Annotated in this window: 20 protein-coding genes and 5 pseudogenes; 12 read left to right on the top strand and 13 right to left on the bottom strand. The window is 43.3% G+C overall.

Features of this window, described 5'->3' with window-relative positions:
* Positions 1-20 precede the first annotated feature (20 nt).
* Positions 21-2,573: a DUF2339 domain-containing protein gene (locus JO375_RS09180; RefSeq protein ID WP_229524176.1), complete on the bottom strand. Its 2,553-nt coding sequence runs from the start codon at positions 2,571-2,573 to the stop codon at positions 21-23.
* Positions 2,574-3,247: 674 nt separating this feature from the next.
* On the opposite strand from JO375_RS09180, the pseudogene JO375_RS24985 reads away from it, so the two are divergent.
* A pseudogene (locus JO375_RS24985) lies at positions 3,248-3,799 on the top strand (IS3 family transposase); the annotation flags it as partial.
* Between the two features lie 842 nt (positions 3,800-4,641).
* Entirely contained in the window at positions 4,642-4,758 is a 117-nt protein-coding gene (locus JO375_RS09165) for a YjcZ family sporulation protein (protein ID WP_229524173.1), read from the top strand.
* 144 nt (positions 4,759-4,902) lie between these two features.
* On the opposite strand, the gene JO375_RS24510 is transcribed toward JO375_RS09165, so the two are convergent.
* Both JO375_RS24510 and JO375_RS09160 read right to left on the bottom strand, forming a co-directional pair.
* Positions 4,903-5,037 (bottom strand): hypothetical protein, encoded by a 135-nt coding sequence (locus JO375_RS24510; protein WP_267497679.1) that lies wholly within the window; start codon positions 5,035-5,037, stop codon positions 4,903-4,905.
* Positions 5,038-5,079: 42 nt separating this feature from the next.
* The gene (locus JO375_RS09160; RefSeq protein ID WP_197029894.1) at positions 5,080-5,241 is read right to left on the bottom strand and encodes a hypothetical protein; all 162 of its coding nucleotides are present in this window, start codon (positions 5,239-5,241) and stop codon (positions 5,080-5,082) included.
* 136 nt (positions 5,242-5,377) lie between these two features.
* Here JO375_RS09160 and JO375_RS09155 point away from each other — a divergent pair, with 136 nt between their 5' ends.
* Together JO375_RS09155 and JO375_RS09145 are read left to right on the top strand one after the other, a co-directional pair.
* Positions 5,378-5,593 carry a hypothetical protein gene (locus tag JO375_RS09155; RefSeq protein WP_229524172.1) on the top strand — a complete coding sequence of 72 codons (216 nt, stop codon included), beginning with the start codon at positions 5,378-5,380 and terminating at the stop codon, positions 5,591-5,593.
* A 296-nt stretch (positions 5,594-5,889) separates the two neighbouring features.
* A pseudogene (locus tag JO375_RS09145) lies at positions 5,890-6,036 on the top strand (fibronectin type III domain-containing protein); the annotation flags it as partial.
* Between the two features lie 147 nt (positions 6,037-6,183).
* On the opposite strand, the gene JO375_RS09140 reads toward JO375_RS09145, so the two are convergent.
* Positions 6,184-6,522 carry a hypothetical protein gene (locus tag JO375_RS09140; protein WP_229524171.1) on the bottom strand — a complete coding sequence of 113 codons (339 nt, stop codon included), beginning with the start codon at positions 6,520-6,522 and terminating at the stop codon, positions 6,184-6,186.
* A 63-nt stretch (positions 6,523-6,585) separates the two neighbouring features.
* Between JO375_RS09140 and JO375_RS09135 the strand changes: the two genes are divergently transcribed.
* Positions 6,586-6,723, top strand: a complete 138-nt coding sequence (locus JO375_RS09135; RefSeq protein WP_229524170.1) for a hypothetical protein — start codon at positions 6,586-6,588, stop codon at positions 6,721-6,723.
* Positions 6,724-8,522: 1,799 nt separating this feature from the next.
* Here JO375_RS09135 and JO375_RS09130 read toward each other — a convergent pair.
* The 3 genes and pseudogenes from JO375_RS09130 to JO375_RS09120 all read right to left on the bottom strand — a co-directional run.
* Complete coding sequence (locus tag JO375_RS09130) at positions 8,523-8,723, bottom strand: hypothetical protein (RefSeq protein ID WP_229524169.1); 201 nt, start codon at positions 8,721-8,723, stop codon at positions 8,523-8,525.
* A 1,139-nt stretch (positions 8,724-9,862) separates the two neighbouring features.
* Positions 9,863-10,030, bottom strand: coding sequence for an aspartyl-phosphate phosphatase Spo0E family protein (locus JO375_RS09125; protein ID WP_229524168.1), 168 nt, complete (start codon positions 10,028-10,030; stop codon positions 9,863-9,865).
* Between the two features lie 239 nt (positions 10,031-10,269).
* A pseudogene (locus tag JO375_RS09120) lies at positions 10,270-11,644 on the bottom strand (helix-turn-helix domain-containing protein); the annotation flags it as partial.
* Positions 11,645-11,819: 175 nt separating this feature from the next.
* Between JO375_RS09120 and JO375_RS24755 the strand changes: the two are divergent.
* A pseudogene (locus tag JO375_RS24755) lies at positions 11,820-11,981 on the top strand (AbrB/MazE/SpoVT family DNA-binding domain-containing protein); the annotation flags it as partial.
* Positions 11,982-12,211: 230 nt separating this feature from the next.
* Here JO375_RS24755 and hmpA read toward each other — a convergent pair.
* A complete protein-coding gene (gene hmpA / locus JO375_RS09110; RefSeq protein ID WP_229524166.1) occupies positions 12,212-13,438 on the bottom strand; it encodes an NO-inducible flavohemoprotein in 1,227 nt (408 codons plus the stop codon).
* Positions 13,439-13,835: 397 nt separating this feature from the next.
* Between hmpA and JO375_RS09105 the strand changes: the two genes are divergently transcribed.
* Positions 13,836-15,377, top strand: a complete 1,542-nt coding sequence (locus tag JO375_RS09105) for a family 43 glycosylhydrolase (RefSeq protein ID WP_229524165.1) — start codon at positions 13,836-13,838, stop codon at positions 15,375-15,377.
* A gap of 93 nt (positions 15,378-15,470) precedes the next feature.
* Here the strand turns inward: JO375_RS09105 and JO375_RS09100 are convergent, their stop codons facing one another.
* The 5 genes from JO375_RS09100 to JO375_RS09080 form a co-directional block, all read right to left on the bottom strand.
* On the bottom strand, positions 15,471-16,181 hold the full coding sequence (locus tag JO375_RS09100) for a GntR family transcriptional regulator (protein ID WP_229524164.1): 711 nt from the start codon (positions 16,179-16,181) through the stop codon (positions 15,471-15,473).
* Positions 16,182-16,384: 203 nt separating this feature from the next.
* A complete protein-coding gene (locus JO375_RS09095) occupies positions 16,385-17,794 on the bottom strand; it encodes a glycoside hydrolase family 1 protein (protein WP_229524249.1) in 1,410 nt (469 codons plus the stop codon).
* 73 nt (positions 17,795-17,867) lie between these two features.
* Entirely contained in the window at positions 17,868-19,196 is a 1,329-nt protein-coding gene (gene celB, locus JO375_RS09090; RefSeq protein ID WP_229524163.1) for a PTS cellobiose transporter subunit IIC, read from the bottom strand.
* 83 nt (positions 19,197-19,279) lie between these two features.
* On the bottom strand, positions 19,280-19,612 hold the full coding sequence (locus JO375_RS09085) for a PTS lactose/cellobiose transporter subunit IIA (protein WP_229524162.1): 333 nt from the start codon (positions 19,610-19,612) through the stop codon (positions 19,280-19,282).
* A complete protein-coding gene (locus tag JO375_RS09080; protein WP_229524161.1) occupies positions 19,605-19,922 on the bottom strand; it encodes a PTS sugar transporter subunit IIB in 318 nt (105 codons plus the stop codon). Before JO375_RS09080 ends, JO375_RS09085 begins: the two co-directional genes overlap by 8 nt.
* Positions 19,923-20,272: 350 nt before the next feature.
* On the opposite strand from JO375_RS09080, the gene JO375_RS09075 reads away from it, so the two are divergent.
* The 5 genes and pseudogenes from JO375_RS09075 to JO375_RS09055 all read left to right on the top strand — a co-directional run.
* Entirely contained in the window at positions 20,273-20,506 is a 234-nt protein-coding gene (locus JO375_RS09075) for a hypothetical protein (RefSeq protein WP_229524160.1), read from the top strand.
* Positions 20,507-20,509: 3 nt separating this feature from the next.
* Positions 20,510-20,653: a hypothetical protein gene (locus tag JO375_RS09070; RefSeq protein ID WP_229524159.1), complete on the top strand. Its 144-nt coding sequence runs from the start codon at positions 20,510-20,512 to the stop codon at positions 20,651-20,653.
* A 71-nt stretch (positions 20,654-20,724) separates the two neighbouring features.
* A complete protein-coding gene (locus JO375_RS09065) occupies positions 20,725-20,892 on the top strand; it encodes a hypothetical protein (RefSeq protein WP_229524158.1) in 168 nt (55 codons plus the stop codon).
* 13 nt (positions 20,893-20,905) lie between these two features.
* Positions 20,906-21,163, top strand: coding sequence for a hypothetical protein (locus JO375_RS09060; RefSeq protein ID WP_229524157.1), 258 nt, complete (start codon positions 20,906-20,908; stop codon positions 21,161-21,163).
* Between the two features lie 320 nt (positions 21,164-21,483).
* A pseudogene (locus JO375_RS09055) lies at positions 21,484-21,719 on the top strand (tyrosine-type recombinase/integrase); the annotation flags it as partial.
* Positions 21,720-21,843 lie beyond the last annotated feature (124 nt).

Below are 21,843 nucleotides of genomic sequence, written 5' to 3'. Positions count from 1 at the left end.
TACATAATTCAACAAAAAAACTACATTTCTTCTTTAACATCCTTCTTTATGATGGTTTCTCCCATACGATTGGATACTTTTTGATAAATATACGAAATCGCCAGCAATGCAACCCCGAAGGAGAAGTATGCTACGATCTTGCTTCCTGCAGTTAACAGGTGTAGATCATACAAGAGCAGCTTGCCCGTCGACAGCAGGGTCACCCCCAGACCGAATCTGCGAATGTAGACCACCCGCTTGAGGAAGCCATAGACGATATACAGAATCGCCAGCAGCAGATATACCAGGCTGAATACAAGACCTGCATCCCCCAGACGGAACTGTACCCCGAGGAAGGCGGTAACGATGCCCAGCAAATACACACCCATAATGACCGGATACAGCTCTGTGCTTCTGTAATGGCGTGTCATCAGTGCGTTCAGGAAGTCTCTGCTGCTGAAGAAGACCAGTACATTAAAAGCGGCAAGTACCACCAGCGCTACATAATCCGCAGCCGTATTTTGCGCATAATAATCATGCAAGGTTGGAACCGTTACGGTAACCAGCAGTCCCAAGGCATAGCCTATAATGTACAATGCCAGGCTGTAGTATTTAATCATTCGATCGTACAACAGCTTCACTTTAGGCAGGAAATAAGCCAACACCAACGACACCAAAGTATACAAGAGTATTTTGTACAAGATGTAATGTGGAAACCCATCCGAAACGGCGATGTCATACCAGTGCCCTGCTTCATACAAGAGATAGAGGTACACGTTCACCAAAGCTGCATATTTAAACCCCTGCATGATACGCATTTCGTACAAGTGATTGTTTTTGAACGCATCCGGACGGCTGAACTGAATAGCATAAAAGACCGTAACGATCAACATCCCCAGCGTGATGAGTGTGTATTTGAGCCCAAAATAATCCGTCTCAAATCCTGACAGCAGATAAATAGGGAAATCGACGAAAAAGAATGCCCCCAAACACAGTAATAAAATGCCCCAGCCTGCACGTTCCAATTCTTTTAACCGATAGCGGAAGCCACACAATGTTAGAAGAACGGCCTCAATCAGCCAGCCCATAGATAGCCACCTCACTCCAAACTGGAATGGAACCATGAGGATAGCAAAGGTCAGTGAAGTCGCATAAAATAATATTTTCGTTTGTTTCTCCGCTGGAATATGCCGACTGACCCATTGTCCCAAGCCCCCGTACACCAAACAGAAAACAAGCGCCAGCAAGCCTTTGTAATCATCGAGACCTGCATCCCCAAAGAGAGCATACAGCACGCTGCAGCTCACAACCGTGTTAAGAGCCAGCAGGGAGAAATCCAGCCATGATAGCTTGGCCTTTAACCGGAACGGGACCCACAGCGTCATGCCAAGATACATCGTAAATGTAATAACGGCATACATCATGCTCACTGCAGCATTGGCTGATAACCAAGCCAGCACAACCATCAGGGGCGTATTGAGTAAGAAGCTGATATATTGCACAATCACCCAACGTTTGCGCAAAGATACAAGCAGAATGAGCAGGTTCAGCAGAAACAGATAGCCCATGGCGATATAAACAGCGTTTCCTTCCAGCCCGTTCGCTGCCATATAGGAAAACAGCGGAAGATATCCCCCGACCAGGCCAAAAGAACATATCGTTCGGGATTCATACCTTAATGACAATAGCACGGCAGTTACTGTAATCAATACGGACAATCCGATGCCTGTATACATTCCTATGATCTCAAGCAAAAAGTAGCTGTAAAAAATCGATCCATACAGCACAGAAATCCCGCCGCCCAAAATGCCGAGCGCAAAGGTTTGCTTCTGCTTGCGGTATAGCCATTCTCCTGCGGCCAACATCAGCATTCCGAGCAGAAAAAAGACCACGCCCTTCATATTGCCTGTAAACCAGTTCGAATATGAATATTTAAAGGTCGCTCCCACACCTAAAATAATGAGTAAAATCCCCAGCTTGTTGATCCAGTTCAAGCCCAGCTTCATTTCAAACTGATTTTGCTTCATGCGCTTCTGCATTGTTTCTTCGCTGATCTCCTCCTCCTCCAGCTGCCGAAGCTCACTTGTCGTCTGGTGAAGCCAGTCTTGCTCTGCTTCCTGAAAGCGCCCGCGTTGCTCCATGATCCGGTCGCGGATCTCCTCCGAGAACAATCGCAATCTGGCGACAATCTCGTCCCGATCCTCTTTTAACTCATGAGCAGCCTGCTGAACAAGATGATCCACCCGGTTTTTAGCCCCGTATTCAAAGGCTGTTAGACGGTTCTGCCCCTCTGTTGTTCTGGCAGCAAAATAGGTCTCCAGCTTTTCGCGTGAAATGCGGATCATATTCGCTTTTTCGCTCAACATTTGCTCCGTTAGCGAAGTACGCAGCTTGCCATTTTCCTGCTCAATATGCCGTACCCGCTCTTCCAGATGAATACAGCGAGCCTGATATTCCTCAAATTTTTTGCGCAGCACCTCATTCTCCAGAACAATATCCGAGGCCTCATAATCTTCGATTAAGATTTGATACTCCTTGAGCAGCTTGTGCTGTTCCCGGCGGATCATATGTAAACGATCTTTAAAATCTTCCATGTTCTCCTCCATGGCTGTTCATTTTGGTAATCATTGCATTTCAATTTTTATGAAATTAAAAAGGCATTATAGAGACTATAGCCCAGTTTGAACAGCGAAAACAGGATTTTAAATCAATATCATTCCAATTTCTGCAACACAGGTGAAGCAGGACGAACTTACATGAGAAATAAAGCCTACCTGCCAACTTCGTAATTATGAAAGCTGCGGTGTGTTCTTCATTTGATTTTCTGTGAAATAAATCTAACACGGCAAAAATCCCATCGGTTTATTTTTAGAGGCAAAATAGAAACGATGTAACAGTTCCATGTCATCTCCTTCTCCAAAATGGAATACTTTCGCATAGGTGTTATTTATTTTAATTACAAATCTCCAGTTCATGAAGTCGCGAAATTAGTAAAGATGAATAAAGATTATCTGGTCATACAAAGTAATCCTGCTAACGGTAGTGAATATAAAAAATTGTATATCTCATCAACATCCGTTATTCCTCATCTAGTCGTGGGGAAAGAGTATTTTTTCAAGTCTGAAAAGAGGTGTTTTGAGCCTCGATACATCAGTTCTGTAGAAGACTGAGCAGCAACAAAGGCTCTAAGTTATTTCTTCGACCCTTTGTTCTACACTTAGCAACTGCTACATTGGATCGGCTACACTTAGTTGGACAAGAAAAATAAATGCCAAAACAACAACGGCGAACTTTCACCTCAGAATTTAAAAAGCAAATGGTGCTATGAAAACGGAAAATCCCGGGCAGTCCTTGTGAAGGAATATGGACTCACAGCTTCAGCCTTGGATCGCTGGATCAAGCAAGCTCAGACGTCAGGCTCCTTCAAGGAGAAAGACAATCGTTCTTCAGATGAAAACGAGCTGATGGCTTTGCGAAAAGAGAACTAGCGTTTGAAGATGGAGTCGATATTTTAAAGCAAGCCGCACTGATCATGGAAACGAAAGTAGCTATCATCCAGAACAATCGTGATAAATACTCAGTATCAGCAATGTGTGGGCGTCCTACAAATGGCAAGAAGTACGTTCTACTATGAAGCCAGGGAACGGGTCCATGAAGATGATATGACCGAAGCGGTTGTGGATATCTTCCAAAAGCCTACGGCACACGCAAGATCAAGGTCATGCTCCATGAATGCGGATTCGTGGTGTCCAGACGCCGAATTGGCCGGATCATGAAAGAACAAGGACGAGATTGGAAAAAGAACTGTTCGGATTTTAAGCTAAATGATTCTGAACATCTTTTATTGCCTAGATTCAAAATAGGTAATCAAGTGTTCTGGAACCTTGGATATACTGGTGAATGGATTGAGAAGACCAATGGTACTCAGGCAATTGATGATCAGAATGAATTGATATGTAAGGTGCATAACCTATTAAATTCTTGCCAATCAGAATCAGAGTATAGTGCTATATGCTCTTATGCTCTGTTTAGTGATGAAAATCACATCACTATGATATCAAGAAACATATGATCTATAAGGAAATCTGGGATAGTGATTTAGAAGAACTAGAAAAAAATGTTTAGAACACTGCTTAATTAGTGGTGATGTATTAAAGCAATGTAGTGTTTAAATATTTTTGTCAATACTTATAACAACACATACGGAAGTACCGTTGTGTAATCCGAAAGCATCGGTGACACCCTGCTGGCTAAGCTGGTGGGGTGTTTTTTGCGAATTGCCGTTTAGCCCTGTCAATTTCTTTAAGGACACATACTCTATACCGTATCTTTAAAAAAGGAGGAGTTCATGTGAGTGAATATGGACATGAGCATAGGGCCAAACATTTTTGTCCTTTCACATCGACGAGTGCAATTTTGGTGCTCTTTATCCTGTTGGTTATAATCACTAAAGCATTGTGGGTTTAATTTTGTGAAAAGAAGCTGTTGAATCACCTCTTTTACTTCACCAAGTATAAGTTCGATACTGTCTCCTAAAAACGTGTTAACACCCTGCTGGCTTAAGCTTGTGGGGTGTTTTTTTGTTTACCTGTATGCCCTGTCCTCTGTCGAATTTGTACATATATTTATATTGTACTACAAATAAAGGAGGTTCAAGCAATCATGAGTGGACATGAAGGTGTAGCAGGTTATGGTGGATACGGTGGACATCACTCTATAGGTGCAATCTTGGTGTTGTTTATTCTGTTGGTTATCATTACTAAAGCATTTTGGATTTAATTCTGTGAAAAGAACTAAACACTCGAATAACAAAAAGCCCAGCCAACCTTAAATGGTCGGCTGGGGAATATTTTTAGGCTCTTTTCGTAAAGAGTGTTGCTAAAAGATATGAAAGGGAGCAATGCCTTTGCCCTGCTGAAAACATTAGTGTTTTCTCTTTTTAACATTTACGTTGAACAGATTGGCAGCCAGCGCATTGCCTTGTGCACGTGCAGACGCTTTTTGATTTGACCGGATCGAAATGCTATTTCTTTTTACATGGTGTCTTCTTCTACTCATGGAAATCACCTCCCTTCATAGGAAATGAAGGTGCGGATGGTCTTAGTGGTGCTTTTTGCGTTTGGATATTTTGATGTTCAGTGCATTGGTTGCCAGCGCATTACCATTTCTTGTTCTGGCATTTGCAGCCTGAAAAATTTTAACGACCAAGAATTTGTTTTTACCGACACGATGTTTGAACGTTTTTACTCTTGTTTTGATCATCTGCATCCCCCCTTGCTAAGGTATACTTTATTTATATGTCAGTGGCGATAGCGATGTATAAGCATGAATCTATTAACAGCAAAAAGAAACTATTACCTAACAGATAGATTCCTATATCCCATATAAACCATATAAAGTGTTGAAGTCAGATGCTGGACTATTTGCAGTTGCATTAAGCCAGGTAAGAGTATATGTAGTCCAGTCACTGAGCGAGGATATGACGGAGATTGTAGACTACGGAGGAACAGTAGAGAAGATAACGCGGGAGTCAATTAAGACTAACGGCTCTTATTTCTTCCGTGAGCAGTTTGAATTTAGAGTAGATGTGAAAAAGGACTCCGCTGGTATGTAACCAGTATGGAGTCCTTTGTTGATTATTTAGTTGAATACTCACTTACTTCAAATGTGAGTATTTTATTGAAGATTACGTAGTCTTTGCGATTACTGAATGGGCCCTTGTTGTTATTGTGCTTGTCAATGATGCATTTAAATTTTATAGCAGTAATTACTCTGTGTCACTCCATAATGGATAGGGCCTTTTTTACATTGTGACAAGCTATATGATACTTCGACATGACTCTCCATTTAGTATAGAAGACTAATATACTTCGGAGGTGTCAAATGATAAAAGAAATCGCGAAAGGGTTATGGTTCGAAGGCAAGCAGGCTGGGTCTGGATCGGCTTCATATGCCATAAATAAACACGATAATAATAAAGGTCCATTCAGCAGCCGTAAGGACTACATGCTGTATGATCGTATCCTGACGTTTGAAGTAAGTGAATACTCTAAATAAATTTGAAAAGCTCTGCTAACCTTATGGTCGGCAGAGCTTTTTGTTATCTAAAGTAATTTCGGATACTTAACAATAATGAAGCAAGACTTATTACCCATCCAGATATGGATATGGTCCATAAGATTACATCATACATATTGTTACCTCCTATAGAGGGGGATGGAACCCCGTATTATACCTCTTCATACTCATTGCATTCAGCTTTACGTAACAACTCCCTAAACTTCTGCACGTCCCGCCTGATTCGAGATAGGTGTCAATCATGTGTTTTGCCTCAACAACTGAACAGGCCCATACACCTCCAGGCATTGCAAGACAACCATTCTCCACAACGATGTAGACACGCCGTATATCATTCCCTTTTATCCGCAAAGGATTACGTCCCATGTCCAGCTTAGGCTGTATGGTGAATCCTTTGTACTCAATACGAATATCTGGAACATGAATTAATCCGTTGCTGCTGCATTCTGCTTTTTTCTTTTCCATTTCACGCCTTCCGCGTAAGGCCGCCGCCAGATTGTATATAAGAATCCGATATGTTAAGGTTCGGTGAAGAAAATCAGAGAGGCTATTTATTTCGAACCGGAAATATTGGAATGGCTGCGCGAGCGGTCAGAACCTAATGACCGGACCGTTAGCGTAGAAGTGAATCGGATATTGAGGAAAGTAAAAGAGCAGGAGGGATAAAGCCTCACTGCTATTTAAAATAAAAAAGCCCTCATAATAGAGGGCTCGTGGTATAATCTGGATTGTACAACACACCTTGAGTGGGTGGGTTCCCTCTGGAAAGGAGGTGAACCGTATGAACTTCTCTTTTTCCGATATACTTATGTTCGCAACTTTTTTAATTGCGCTGCTGACATATATTGAACGAAAAAAAGAAGTGACCCACTCTTAGGTTGCCACCGGTGAGGGTCACTTTCTTCTCGCTACAATTTGCTTGGAGGGGTATCCTACTCAAGTTGTCGTACTGGGGACGGTTGGTGGACCGTCCTTATTTATATTCTTATGTTATCACAATATGTTTATTCATGGAAATGGATTCCATTGCCTTCAATTTTAATTTTTTTTGGTTTCTTATTTCTTCGTCTGAGTATCACAAAATATAAACTAAATCAATTAAAAATGACTTTATATATAATGGATCATGCAATTGTTGAGAATAGAAAACTAGAACAACAATAAACATAGGGATAGAAACAAGTATTTTTACTATTGGATGATAAATAAACTTTATAAATTTACTATGTTCAATACTTTTTTAAGATCAATTACTAAATATAGTATGAAAATTGGTATAGTGAATAAAGCACTTTTAAGTATATCTACTATTGTTTGTGATCTAAGTGTAATAAATATAAGATATGACAAAGTAAGTACACCAAAAGTAATAATAGAAGTATTGATATTTTTAAATTTAAAAAATCCTACCAACCATCGTGCAAAAACCTCAAATTCAGCGTCCATATATACTCTCCAAATAAATCCACATCAGCTGCGGTAATTGCTTTTCATCTGTCATTTTTGTTATCGGTATTTCCCGCTATTTCATTTGGCGTATTTTTTTCCATTGATGCGATTTGGCAACTGAATTATTCAATTTTTAAGTTAATGTGTTAATACGTGCCTTGATAGCTTTAGAAACAAATAGATATAGCTATTCTGGAGGATGGGACCGAAAAAAAAGGGTTATTTTCCTTCAGTAGCTAAAAAGTTGAAGAATATAAAGCCTTAGAACGATCCAAGTTTATTTTTTGTATGATGGAAAAAATATTTCCTTGTTAAGCACAGCGATATAAAAACGGGCTAATTCTTCGCCAGTTGAGCGGTTCTTCTATAATGCACTCTTCAATGTACTGCTCATAACTCATCTCGCAAGGCGTGGCTTTCACTGCTAGCTGCTGCGTGGACAAAGGTTACAGGACGATAAATTAACACCAAAAGGACGCTCCAGATCAATCCTGGAACGCCCTTCGTTTTTCTGTTTTTTCAGTAGCATGTTTTTAGAAGACCAGAAAGTTGCTGGCCTACTCGGTTGTTATTGGTAAGCAGGTGCAAGGTAAGTATTGCGAACATTCGTAGCAACAAAATCCCATGAGCTTATTCTTTGTCCAGTGTAATTATCATACTGAACGGCTCTATACTTTTTAAGAGTTAAGTCAGCCGAAACCCCTAGTCTACTAAATCTACTCGGGTCTGCCGGGATTTGCGTCGCTACTGAATACGAGTAAGAAACTCCGACAGTAAAAGATACATCGTCGTATTTTAGCGTAGTAGAAGCGTTATATGTCTTTGCTCTAGTAACTGTATAATTACTTGCTTTGGCCCAATAAGGAGTCTCCTCATGATAATTGATAAATTGGTGATCTCTTGTAGTACCTGAAATAAACGTGTTCTCAATATGGGTACTCGAAGGCCGTATTACAGAGTCGACAGCTTCTAACTGGACTGTGGTATTTCTATCATTTGAAGCAGCTACGTATGAATCATAATCTTTCTTCTTTTGTCAAAAAGGACACTACAGCGCTGTTATCCAGAGGAACAGTTTTATAGGCTCGATCGACCACAATAGTCGCAGAAACAATATCGGGTTGGGGAACTGTTGTATCATCTTGTGCTGCATAAATGTTAGGAGCACCTACAACAAAAAGCAGTAAAGCAGAAAGAATAATCGCAAATTTTTTCATAAGATTTCCTCTTGGGCATATATTTGCTTATAATGATAACATTAGTATCTGTTTTGCAGGCGTTTTATCACACTTCATAAAGGAGAGATATACATGTATTCCGTGAGCGGCACCATAGCTTTAATAGCAAGCATGTCTATGTTTTGGCTCTTATACTATTTAAGAGTCACCCATTCCGCAGGATTTAATGATGCTTTTTACTTATTCCCACTTATCTTAATCTTTCTTTGTATCTTTTTTTATTGGAAGGATCATGACGAAAAAAAATAGATTGTCCATCAATTCATTATCCAGGCACTTATATCTCCTCCCTTCTTGACCGGACACTCTTAAATCCTACCTGATGCTCACACTAGGTCATGGGTGCACTTTCGCTGCTCATGACCCGATCACTCTCCCGATTGATCTTGCTTCGTATACCACTACATTTTCACAGCCAAGCCTCCTCTCCAAACAAGTTGCTTAAATACCTTGTTAAATGATATTTATACAAATCCCCATACACGGTTGAAGTGAATAGGAAGTGTACACTCGTTCATGTGAAGCATGCCAGGATCAAAATCATGCAGAACTTTTATACATAAAATTCTAAATTAATGTAAATTATTCCAATTTCAATTATATCACTGATTTCTATTTTTCCACGAAAATTTCAAGTGATTTCGTATATATGAATCCGCTTTCCTAGAGAAGTGACCTTTAGTTTAATAACTAACTTGTTCAAGTTTGTTTCACTGCAAATAGGGATTAAACATCCAAAATCAAGTACATCCGAAAACAGTTCATAACATATAATATTGGAGCGGGACTATGATTACTTTTCTAACTACACACCACCGCCCATTCATTTATATTTTTTGGGAAATGTTACAATGTAAATTATAACGATATATTCCTTTATTTGAGATTCCGTATTAGCGCATATAAATATAAAAATTTTCCGATATTCGCATGATAATTGATACTGTTACGTTCCTCTAATCCATCGCAGATATCTTCCTGTCAAGTGATTTATTACATTTAATTTACATGAGTATGTATGTAGCTATCAAATAAGACATTTTATAGAATAATAAATTCCGTTGCGTGAAAAAAGAATTATTTTTGCATAGAGAACTACAAGCATGATGGATTTCGGGTCACACCAGGTTGGTCTGAAACATACGATTGTATTGATTAATCAGTTCGTCCAACAACACAGACTGTTCAAGTACACAAGGGTGTCCAAAGCCATACTGCTTATACAAATCATGTAGCCGTTGCCGTGCGCTTTCCAATTGTTGATGTAACGTTGTATCTGTGTCCATTATGTATTCCCTCCTCATGAATCTCATTTTAAGGGGGCATGTCCTATTAGAGACCACCATTTTTCAGCTAAAATATTCAAAATAAAGCAAAAAGAAGACCAGCCTAAAGACTGGTCAATGGCAATAGGTCGAACTTTAAAATAGTGAATCAAGCTCCACCAATGTGTTCTTGCAGTGTGACTGTGCCGTGAGCTGGGGTGTTAGCCAGAACTGGTAATGCGAATACCAGCTCTAAGCACGTTGCTACCAATAGCAAAGCCATCTTTTTGATCATTGCTTTCCCACATGTCGTACCGAGTCAGTATTTCAGGATCAGCATACGCTCTGAAACGCTCAAACAAACCCGAACAATTGGAAATAAGTAGCGTATGATTAATTGCAGTAGCTTTTTCAAAAGCGTCTATTAAACATTTAAAACCATATAGATATCTACCTTTATTGAGACTGTATTTAGCCAGCTTGTAACAAAACCGCGCACGCTGCTGTAGTAGAAATTGTTGTGAGTATTTTTCGATAGAGGACGATTCCTGGTACGCTGCAATTTGGGATTCAAAACGTTGGAGAATATGATCTACATCTATGTTGCAGCGATTAGCGACTTCAATAACATTCAAGAGTTCGTTAAAAATGTGCTGTTCGCCCGCCATATACTCTACGTAATCTGGCAGGACACTCACATCTCCAGACATAAGTCTGTTGACATATGTATTAATTTTCGCCCAACGCTGAAATTGACCTTTCCAGTAAAGTGAATCCGGGTCCGTCTCCTGCACCCAGCTTAGATCAGTATAACCGCGGAGATGTTCTAGCGCCTGCTTATGATCTCCCTTCGCATCACAGGCATTGGCACACATTAGTTCGGCATAGGCTATGTACACAAAAAGCGGTCTGCTAAGTTTCTTTAGCGATTCTGTTCCTGTTCGCTTGGAGTTATGAACCAAATCATATTGGATTTGTCCTAGCTCGCCCATTTTCTTAGAAAATGCATATACCTTGTCCCATTGGCTCATGATCTGTACACATTCACCAAATCCTTTAGGGCATCCAGTTGATCGATCTCATCCAAACGATGGACATAGGGCTCAAATTGGGCTGCGGCTTCGAGATTCAGATTTTGATCCTTTCCGATCGCAATGGAGAACAAGCGATAACGACACAGAGCAAGTCGTTCCGAATGCTGCTGCCTTTCACTCTCGGCTACGTTTTCATACAGGTAGGCTGCTGCTTCTATATACTCATGTTGGAAACACTTCTCAGCCAACTCAAAGAGTGGAGAAAGATAGGCCGGATTATCCAGCATCAGACTGACTACTCGCTGCACGCAATCCAGCCGCCCAAGCTCCACACAGCGATATAAAAACGGGCTAATTCTTCGCCAGTTGAGCGGTTCTTCTATAATGCACTCTTCAACTGCTCATAAAAATGATCTGGTGGCAACTCCATCCCGACAGTAATGCGATCCAGTTGGTTAACGGATAAAATACGGTTTCCTGTGACAATACCGCTAACCGTACCTACATTCAAATCAATGATGTGTCCAAACTCGGTCATGCTCAAGCCTTTTTGCTTCAAATATTTTTCAATTTCTGCTCTAATCGTAGGTGTGATTTCCATGAATAAACCACCCTTCCAGCGTGAAATTTAACTTATAGCATATTTAAATAAAAAAAACTTGGAAAATCTATTGTATAATTAAATGTTTATCTTTCCATAATTGTACCACTTTTTGGAATAAAAATAAATACTTCTATTTTATTTCTTTTTATCTTGTTAATAGGAGAGTATCGTGATGAAGAATACAGGTATGACACGCGCTTTGGATTCGTTAGGCCGAATCGTGATTCCTAAAGAAATGCGGAGATCAATGGATACTGGCGTTGGTGATCCTCTGGAATTGTATGTAGATGCCGAAACAGGCTTTTTGAGTATGTGCAAGTATACCAGGGTCTCCGAGCCTGCTCGCCAGGAAAAGAGAACGCATCAGCCTTTACACATATTAACTAGACGACTAGCTGTTGGACGTTCTGCTAATGGTACGCTCTAAGGCCATGCGTACACTGGCTTTTTCCCGCTTGGGTTGGATCTGACCTATAAAAAGTACTACTCAATGAGTAGATTTCCCATTGTAATAATAAAAAAAGACGAAGGACGGCGATCCTTTGTCTTTTTTCAATGTCTTTATCATGCTTCTGCTTTCCACGCGCTGGCAGGTCCAAAAAATTCATAGTGTATATCCGAAGTAGGAATATTCCATTCCTTCAACAGACCATACACCGATTGCATGAACGGCTCAGGACCGCAAAAATAATATTGGGCGTTCTTATCCGGCACAATCGATTGCAGCCAGGACAGGTCTAGACGGCCTTCCTTGTGAAAGGCCTGTGCCAGCCGATCCTGCTCGGTTGGCTTGCTGTAGCACCACCATGCGGCAGATTGTGCATGGGCGGCGACCAGCTTGTCCACCTCATCTCGCAAGGCGTGGCTTTCACCGCTAGCTGCTGCGTGGACAAAGGTTACAGGACGATTCGATCCTGACGCCACCAAGGTAGCCAGCATGCTGACCATCGGGGTTAGCCCGACGCCAGCGCTAATGAACACGACAGGTCTGTGATCAGCCTGGTCCAGCGTAAAATCACCAGCAGGTGCAGATAGCTGTACAACATCGCCCTCTTGTACCTGCTCATGCAGGTACACAGATACTTTGCCCGCTGGACGGGAGGCAGTTGCATCCTCACGCTTCACAGATATCCGGTAATAAGGCCGCCCCGGAGCATCTGAAAGGCTGTATTGGCGGATGTGGATGTTACGCTCACCCGGAATCTGCATTTTTAGGCTGATATATTGCCCAGGCTCGAATGCAGGCAGCTCCTGCCCATCCTCCGGCACCAGATAAAAGGATGTAATTTCATTGCTTTCCTTGACCTTTTTCTGCACAACAAAGCCTTTAAAGCCTGACCAGCCCCCACGCTGCTGCTCCGCTTTCTTATACATGTCTGCTTCCACGTCCATAAATACATTGGCAATCACACCATAGGCCTCGGCCCATGCGGCGATGATCTCATCTGTAGCCGCATCTCCCAGCACATCCTTAATGGCAGCAAGCAAATATTTCCCGACGATCGGATAATGCTCAGGCCGGATTCCCAAGCTGCGATGCTTGTATGCAATCTGACGCACAACCGGCAGGATTTCCTCCAGGCGGTCGATATGCTGTGCAGCCGCATATACCGCATTGGCAAGCGCCCCTTGCTGACGGCCTTGCTTCTGGTTAGCATGATTGAATATATTCAACAGCTCAGGATGAGCTTCGAACATCATTTGGTAAAAGCGCTTGGTAATCGCAGTGCCATGAACCTCCAAAACAGGTACAGTCGATTTGATCGTTGCAATCGTTTGCTCACTCAGCATCTTTGTATCCCTCTTCTCTATAAAATAAGATGAACAAAGGGCGACTCAACATACCCCATTGTTAATCCACCATTTACTGCCCAGTATACTCACATAAAGTAACCGCTTATGTGATCACAGTCACTTTAAATTTGAATTATTCGAATATGTCAATGACAAAACGCACATTCATAAACATTTCCGGTGTAGGTAATGACCTTTCCGCAAGCAGGCAAAAAAAGAACACCCATAGGCCTGAGCCGACGGACGTTCCCCTTTTCAACCAGAACCTGGTTCACCGTTATAAGACTTCAATTTATTCCACTTGTAAACACTTCCAATTGAGATAAAATCGAAAATGAGGCACGGGACAAGTCGTTCCGGCCTATCCTATCCGTATTAGGAGGTAGATGATATCGTGAAGTGGATCAACAGCAGCAAATGGTCGGGTGCATGGTTGTGTATCATGCTCGCAATAGCCGTTACAGGTCTTGAACCCGACGCAGCACATGCCAATGCGACAGGCGTGACTCATGCAACCTACGGAACCGAGGCGATTCAGGCACGGAATGGTTTGGATGTTCCCCATGTAGAACTATCCCTGAACGCAACAGCAAGCACAGCCATTACCAACGGAACGGATTGGAAAGACACCGCAGGCAACCCGATACAGGCCAACAGCGGCAATATTCTAAAAGTAGGCTCCACTTACTATTGGTATGGCGAGCATGCCGAGAACTGGAAATTTGAAAAAGTGAACGTATATACCTCAACCGATCTGAAAAACTGGTCCTTCCGCAGTACCATTCTAACCAAAGATTCCGCCCCTGAGCTAAATTCAAGCAAAATTGAACGTCCCAAGGTTATTTACAACAAAACCACCGGCAAATATGTACTATGGGCGCATTATGAAAATGGTACAGACTATTCACTCGGTCGTGTAGCTGTCGCTACCAGCGATACACCCGACGGGAAGTTTGTCTACCGGGGCAGCTTCCGCCCACTGAATTATGAGTCCCGTGATATGACGGTGTTCACAGATACCGACGGTAGCGGCTACCTCATTACGGCTTCTCGTAAAAACGGCGGCACCAATGATACGATGGCAATCTTCAAGCTGACAGCCGATTATACGGGCGTGCAATCGTTTGTTAGCTGGATTTTTGAGAATGGCTACCGTGAAGCTCCTGCTGTTGTGAAAAAGAACAACACCTACTACCTGTTCACCTCGCAGGCATCCGGCTGGTACCCAAATCAGGGCTCCTATGCAATCGCCAGCTCCATGACTGGAAGCTGGTCTGCGCTGTCGCCCTTCGGTGATCCGGCAGCCTATGGCTCGCAAATTCACTCCATCGCTACGATTACGGGCAGCGCAGGAACCAGCTACATCTATATGGGGGACCGCTGGAACCCGCTCAATTTGAGTGACCACAAATTCATTTGGCTGCCGCTGACGCTAAATGACTCCAATAAAACAGCAACCCTGAACTGGTACAGCAGCTGGGATCTGGATGCGTCAACAGGCACGGTAAGCCTGCCGTCTCTAGTGAATCACGCGCAGGGCAAAGCGGCGATGGCCAGCTCGGCCGCATCCACTTCTCCGGCTTCACTGGCGAACGACGGCAACGCCCAAACCTCGTGGAAGGCAGCATCTGCATCCTGGCCCGCTTGGTGGCAGGTCGATTTGGGCAGTACAAAAATGATCAACGAAGTAGATATTTCATGGTTTATGTATAAAGGATCTGAGGCGTATTACAAATATAAAATTGAATACAGCACAGATGGGGTTACCTATTCCACTATTGACCGCACTGGCAATACCTCGTATGGTTTTACCAGTGACAAAGTAAATTTCCGAGCCCGTTATGTGCGCATCAATCTTGTAAATGCAGTGTTGTTTAATAATCCAAACAACTGGTATACCCCAACGGTGCATGAAGTCAGATTGCTCGGAAATTAATCTTTCATTAAAAATGATGGCAGAAAAAGCCCTGTAGCATAGACTTCTTCTGCCATGTTGATTTACTTTACCATTCGCTCTCCAGGTACTCGATTAACGCATCCGATTCACTGTGGTAAACACAAATTTATCATACCGATGCCGCGAGAATGAATATTCAAATGGTATACCCGTATCCAGATAACCCACCTGCTCAATTTCCAATATTGGATCATCCGCTGCACAGTCCAAATGCTCCCGATCCAGCCCAGTCGACTTGGACGCGCGGATTGTACGATGTGAACCGACAATATTCAGGCCCAGTTCCTCTTTAATATGTTTGTACACCGAGCCGTACAGCACCTGCTCGGTAATACCGCTGATCAGCTTCGTGGGCATGTACGTGCGCTCGATAACATAGGGCTCGCCCTCCACAATACGAAGACGAATCACATGATATACAGGAGAATTGACATCAATAAATAGATGAGCCGCTACCTCTTCAGATGGAAATTGAACGTCAAAGGCTACGATCTTATTTTTGATTTCTTTTCCGTTCAGTACGTTTGTCAGCCCCAGCATTTCATTCACGACGACGTTAACCGGGTCATTGTGGACCGATTTGACGATAAAGGTTCCGTGTCCTCTTTTACGATTCAACAGCCCTTCCAACACCAACGTATCCAATGCCCTCTTGATCGTCATCCGACTTACCTGGAATTCATTTGCCAATGAAATTTCATCGGGGATCGGATCATCAACGTTATAGGTTTTATCCATAATACGCTGCTTGACCTCTTGTGCAATCCGTTCATATTTGTTCATCTGTCTACCACCTGTACTAAAATTGTTTTATATCAGCAGTTTACCAAAAAACATCGGTAGTGCCGGTTCTCTTTGTTCTGCAGGCGGGACGTCAAGGCGTCACGGTATAAATAGTATACCGGACAATATACTTTCTCACCAGCGGTATACAGGGTAGCTCAGTTTCGAATGATGAAGAAAAAAAGGCGGCCCAGAGGACCACCTTAGAATCCGTTATTTTCGATCACCTGTTTGAACCAGTATCCACTCTGTTTAACGGATCTTTTGCCTCCGTCCTGAAGATCGACAGACACAAACCCATAGCGATTTTTATAAGCGTTCGACCAGGACCAGTTGTCCATAAACGTCCATAGGTGGTAGCCTTTCACATTGGACCCTTCCGAGATGGCCCGTTGAACCCATTTTAGATGCTCACGAATAAAATCAATGCGATAGTCATCGTGGATCATGCCGTTCTCATCCCTGAATTTTTCCTCGCCTTGGACGCCCATTCCATTTTCTGAAATGAAGCATTCAATGTTGCCGTAATTCTGTCTGACATTGGTCAGAATATCGTAAATCCCCTTCTCATAGATTTCCCAGCCTCGCATTTCATTCATTTTGCGGCCAGGCATGACGTAATAATCGAAGAAACGCTCCGGCACAAAAGGTGCGTCCGGATTCGGCAGGCTTTCACGGGCCTTGACTCTACGCGGCTGATAATAGTTAATGCCCAGCAGATCAACCGTGCCCTTGCGTATAATCTCCCGATCTCCGTCTTCCATTAACGGTAAAAAGCCCTCTTGGCGTAACAGCTCCACAAGCAAAGGATTGAATTCTCCCGTCACAGATGGGTCTAAAAAGGAACGGTTAAAGAACGCATCACATATTTCAGCGGCTCGCACGTCTGCAGGGTGCTGACTACGCGGATAGGTCGGGGTCAGGTTCAAAATAATACCGATTTTGCCCTTGTAGCCCCCTTCTTTGTAAGCCTTAATGACACTTGCGCTCGATAACAGGGTATGATACCCAACCTGTACAGCTTTGCTGAAATCCACGATATTCGGATAATGGAAATCGTACAGATAGCCGCCTTCCACCGGGACAATAGGCTCGTTATGTGTAAACCATTTGGCTACACGATCCCCGAACAGCTCAAAGCAAGTGTTAGCGTAATCCACGTAGGCTTCGACTGTCTCTCGGTTCACCCACCCTCCCTTTTCTTGTAAAGCCATCGGCAAGTCAAAATGATACAGGTTCACAAACGGCTCAATATCCGCCTGCCGCAATTCTTCAATGACGGAATTATAAAATTGAACCGCCTGCTGGTTCATTGCACCTCTTCCCGCCGGAAACAGGCGCGACCAGGAAATAGAGAACCGGAAAGAGTTGTGGCCAAGCTCTTTCATGAGTGCAATATCCTCTTTGTAACGGGTATAGAAACGGGATGTATCGGCAGGGCCGACCCCGTCATAGAAACGGTTCGGCTCCTGCTCAAACCAATAATCCCAAATGTTTGGTCCTTTGCCGTCTCCCTCCACGGTTCCTTCTGTCTGGGTAGCCGAAGCCGATGAACCCCACCAGAAGTCGGACGGAAAACGGTATTGAATCGTTTGCTTCTTTATATCTTTCATTTCGGTATGATTCACAGCTCTACTCCTCTCTCTTTTGCAATGAACAAGCTGCTAATTCAGCAGCTCACTCATGTTACATTCCAACAGTTTGATCCTTACCTGCAAGGGCCGCTTGGCTAAGCTCCTCTTCCTGCTCTTTACGAACGTTGATCCGGTCGATAAATTTCAGGAACGGGAACCAGATCACAAAGACGACAGCCATATTAAACAGTTGCAGCACGCCACCCATCAGGGAGCCCGTACCCATCATTCCACTAAAGAACAACGGCATCGTCCAAGGAACCAGTATCCCGTTTGGCGGCGGTACAATACCCGTGGACATGGCAAAGTAAGTAATCAGCGTAATGATCATGGGAGAAATGACCCATGGAACGAAAATAAGCGGATTCATCACAATCGGCAGACCGAATATGACGGGTTCGTTGACATTAAACAGGCCTGGTCCAAGGGCCAGTTTACTGACCTGCTTCAATTGCTTGCTCTTCAGGAAAATCAGAATCGTGAGCACCACAGCCAGCGTCATACCTGTACCACCGATACCTACTGTATAAATATCGACAAACTGCTTGGTGATAATATGCGGCAGTTCCGCTCCTTTGGAGTACGCTTCATAGTTTTCAAGTGCCAGCGTATTCCAGATCGGGTCCATGACCGAGTTGATAATAATTTGACCATGAAGCCCAAAGAACCATAAGAGCTGGACAAAGAAAATAGCAATCAATGTCGGTATAATACCACTGCCCAAGTGCACCAATGGTGCCTGTACAGCATGATAGATCAAATCATGCAGATTATTGTGAAGCGTCAGGGTAACTACAACATTGATAATCAAAAATATGCCCAATGTGATACACGCCGGAAGCAAAGCGGCAAACGATTTGGCAACTGCCGGCGGAACGCCTGGAGGCATTTTAATGATAAAGTTCCGCTGCGTCACTCTCCGGTAAATCTCACCCGCTATAAAAGCGACGATCATGCCGAGGAACATGCCCTTGGCTCCGATCCGGTCGACCGGAATGACACCAGCAATCGTGGTACCGCTTTCTTGAGTCAGCACGAATGGGGTGAGCATCAAGAAGCTCGCCAAGGCGATCATGCCGCCGAATATGGGCTCGACCTTATAACTTCGGGATAGATAATAGCCAATCCCGACGACCACGAATAAGGTCATGATATTCAGTGTGGCATTAGGCGCAATATTCAGCAGATTCTGAAAAGTCGTCAGATTGCTCTCGCCCATCCACCCTTTTAGAAACGGCAGATTGATAATAACAACGATAATAGAACCAAAAACCGTTAACGGAAATGACAGCATAAATGCATCACGCAGTACAGTAAGATAGCGGTTGTTGTTCAGTTTACCGGCAATAGGTATCAGTATCCGGCTTAATTTCTCAAACAAAGCCTATTCCTCCCCGCGAAGTGACTTGCATCAAATGGTTGTAAGTATTTCATGTCACAATTTTCACAAACCTACAGGTCCAGCTATAACTTTCTGGATTTGAACAGCTCCAGCAGCTCTTGAACCAAATCCTTCATAGTAACCGTGGACATCAGATGATCCTCAGCATGCATCAGAAGGAGCGATAATGAAGTTGGGGTTCCCTCGGCTTCCTTCTTGACCATCTGAAAATGAATATCATGCGCTGCACGCAAATCCTGCTTTGCCTGCTTGAGCAGTTCGTCCGCACCTTCCGCATTCTCATTCCGGTATTCGGTCAGCGCTTGAATTACTTTACTGCGAGCGCTTCCACTATGAAGAATAAGTTGAAAACTAATTTGTTCTTCCGACAGCTCGGCTATGTTTACTTTATCCATTTTTACGTTCCACCAGTTTCGTCGCCTGTTCATAGGCTTTCTTACCGTCAACCATTCCGTATGCCATCATGTCAATCACTTCTACATGAATACCATATTGAGCTGCTTCCTTTTCCAGCTGTCCTTTAAGAAAACTCATTTGCGGGCCAATCAATACCGCATCAGCCTTAGCCATGTCTTCTGCTGCCTGATCTTGGCCTACTGCCCAAATTTCAGCCTCGTCTCCAATGGACTTGGCATAATCCTGCATCTTGGTAACCAGCAAGCTTGTGGACATACCTGAGCTGCACGCCAGTAAAATTTTTTTCATCATTGTTCCTTCCCTTCATGTCTGATTGGAATGCTAACGACTAGAAACGTTTGCCAGAAAACGTTTTCAAAGTAATTATAAATCCGTTTTTTAAATTTGTCTATACATTTAAATTATATGTATATACTTTTGTGGAGATGACACTTTTTTATTTTTTCTCAAAATTAACGCGTTCATCGCCATGAATGTAACCGATAACAACACTCCTTTATGGCTGCGATTTGAACCTTACCTGATGTTTGATCACAGGGGACCGTTTTCCCGGTACAGCGGGGTGAAGGCGAAAACAGTGGACAGGCTGGTATTCTTCGCAGAAAGAGAAAACCGTATATCGTCAGCTCTGGAAAAAAATGAAAAAAGGGAGCAAAGCATTAGCAGCCGTTATCATTCTGGGGGCGACCCTGGTCGCACCCGCCGTGGCTCCGTCTAAAGCAGCAGCAGGTCTGAGCGCATTCGAGCAATCCAGGCTTGCGGAATACTGGTCGCTTGTGGAATCAAATACCCACTGTTTCATCGGCTACAATCTGTTCTACGCAACGCATGATCCACGTGGAACGTTGGGAGATCATGAAAATGATATATAAGGCATGATGTTCACGATCCGCAAGCCGGGCACAGCCAAAAAAGACGGCACCAAAGTTGCTAATCCAAATGGTGAGCTGGAACTGGCCTTAATGCCAAGACACGCCAAGCTGGGTATGTACGGTCCCGCCAACAAAGCGGTTGTATGATCCTGGAATAGACTCGGTTTGACTATGACAGCAGCTTCACCACCGAAACGGACGCCTCCGGCGTTCACCCTTTGGTGTACAGCGCGCAAAATGACGAGTCCTTCCTCGAATCGGAAGGTGATTTTGGACATGCACTCAAGCCTTACAACGGTAAAGGTGCCAAAGGCAAATCCGGATCACCGGTGAATCTTAACGATTCCGGTGGACAGCTATGGGACATCCAAAATCGGCAATTTTGACAACAGAAAGCGTATGGGCTACGAGCTGATCCCGTTGGAAAGCTCGCTGTGGCCGCTGCGGAACGACTTCACAAAGGATCTGTGGAGCAGCTACGGCACGTTCAAGGGCGCTAACGCCGCCAATGCGCCATGGGGCTGGAGCTTCGAGAACTATCGTGATCTGGGATCAGGTCGTATGTTGTATGATCCTGCCTATCTGGTGGACAAGCTCTTCGACGGATTAGGTGAGTTTTCACAGACCTACCGTATCAACCCGTATAGCGGGCAATAAATAGTCACGATCGTCTTTGTCATCCAATCCCGACGGCTCCTGTCCATCCACATACGGGAATGGCCAGATAAAGGCGATCGCAGCTTTTTTATACCACAGATATTGTGAGGTTTTCCTGTTTTAAAACAAGCTAATTGATACAGTACATCAGCCTCTCCTGATCCGTAGGGTTCATTTCAACAAATATAAGCCCGTATGCAATAAAAGGCTGGCTAATATGCGCCTCTTTTCGAATTAAGTGTCCCTGCAAGGCAAAAGGCTATTCGCCTAGCCCGAACCCAACTTGGATGAGGATGGTTTTTTTTAAAGGCAAGTCATAATCGCAAAAGATAACCCCTCACTGGTTTCGCCGCACAAACGCTACATTGACCCTGATTCAGGGTGCATCGTTACAGCAGATACAGAAGATCTGGGACACTCCCACATCAACACGACACAACGATACCTCCATACGGTTAGCCAAAAGCAAAAAGCAGCCCTCGACTATGTGAAAGACTGCTTAAAAGATATGTTATGGGTATATATTCATAAAAAGGAGTTGAAAAAATATCCTTAAATAACTAAAATAAAGGCAAAAGCTTCTTTTTAGTTCATTTTACATATTGCACAACGAATATTGTACGCTATCCATTTATAATATTTTCCATCGGAAGAGTGCCTAGATCGTTCTTGAGATATAG

The sequence above is a fragment of the Paenibacillus farraposensis genome (assembly GCF_020736845.1).
In the GTDB taxonomy this organism is placed as follows: Bacteria; Bacillota; Bacilli; order Paenibacillales; family Paenibacillaceae; genus Paenibacillus; species Paenibacillus farraposensis.
Note: the sequence above shows the minus strand (reverse complement) of the source record. Positions and strands in the feature narration are given on the sequence as shown.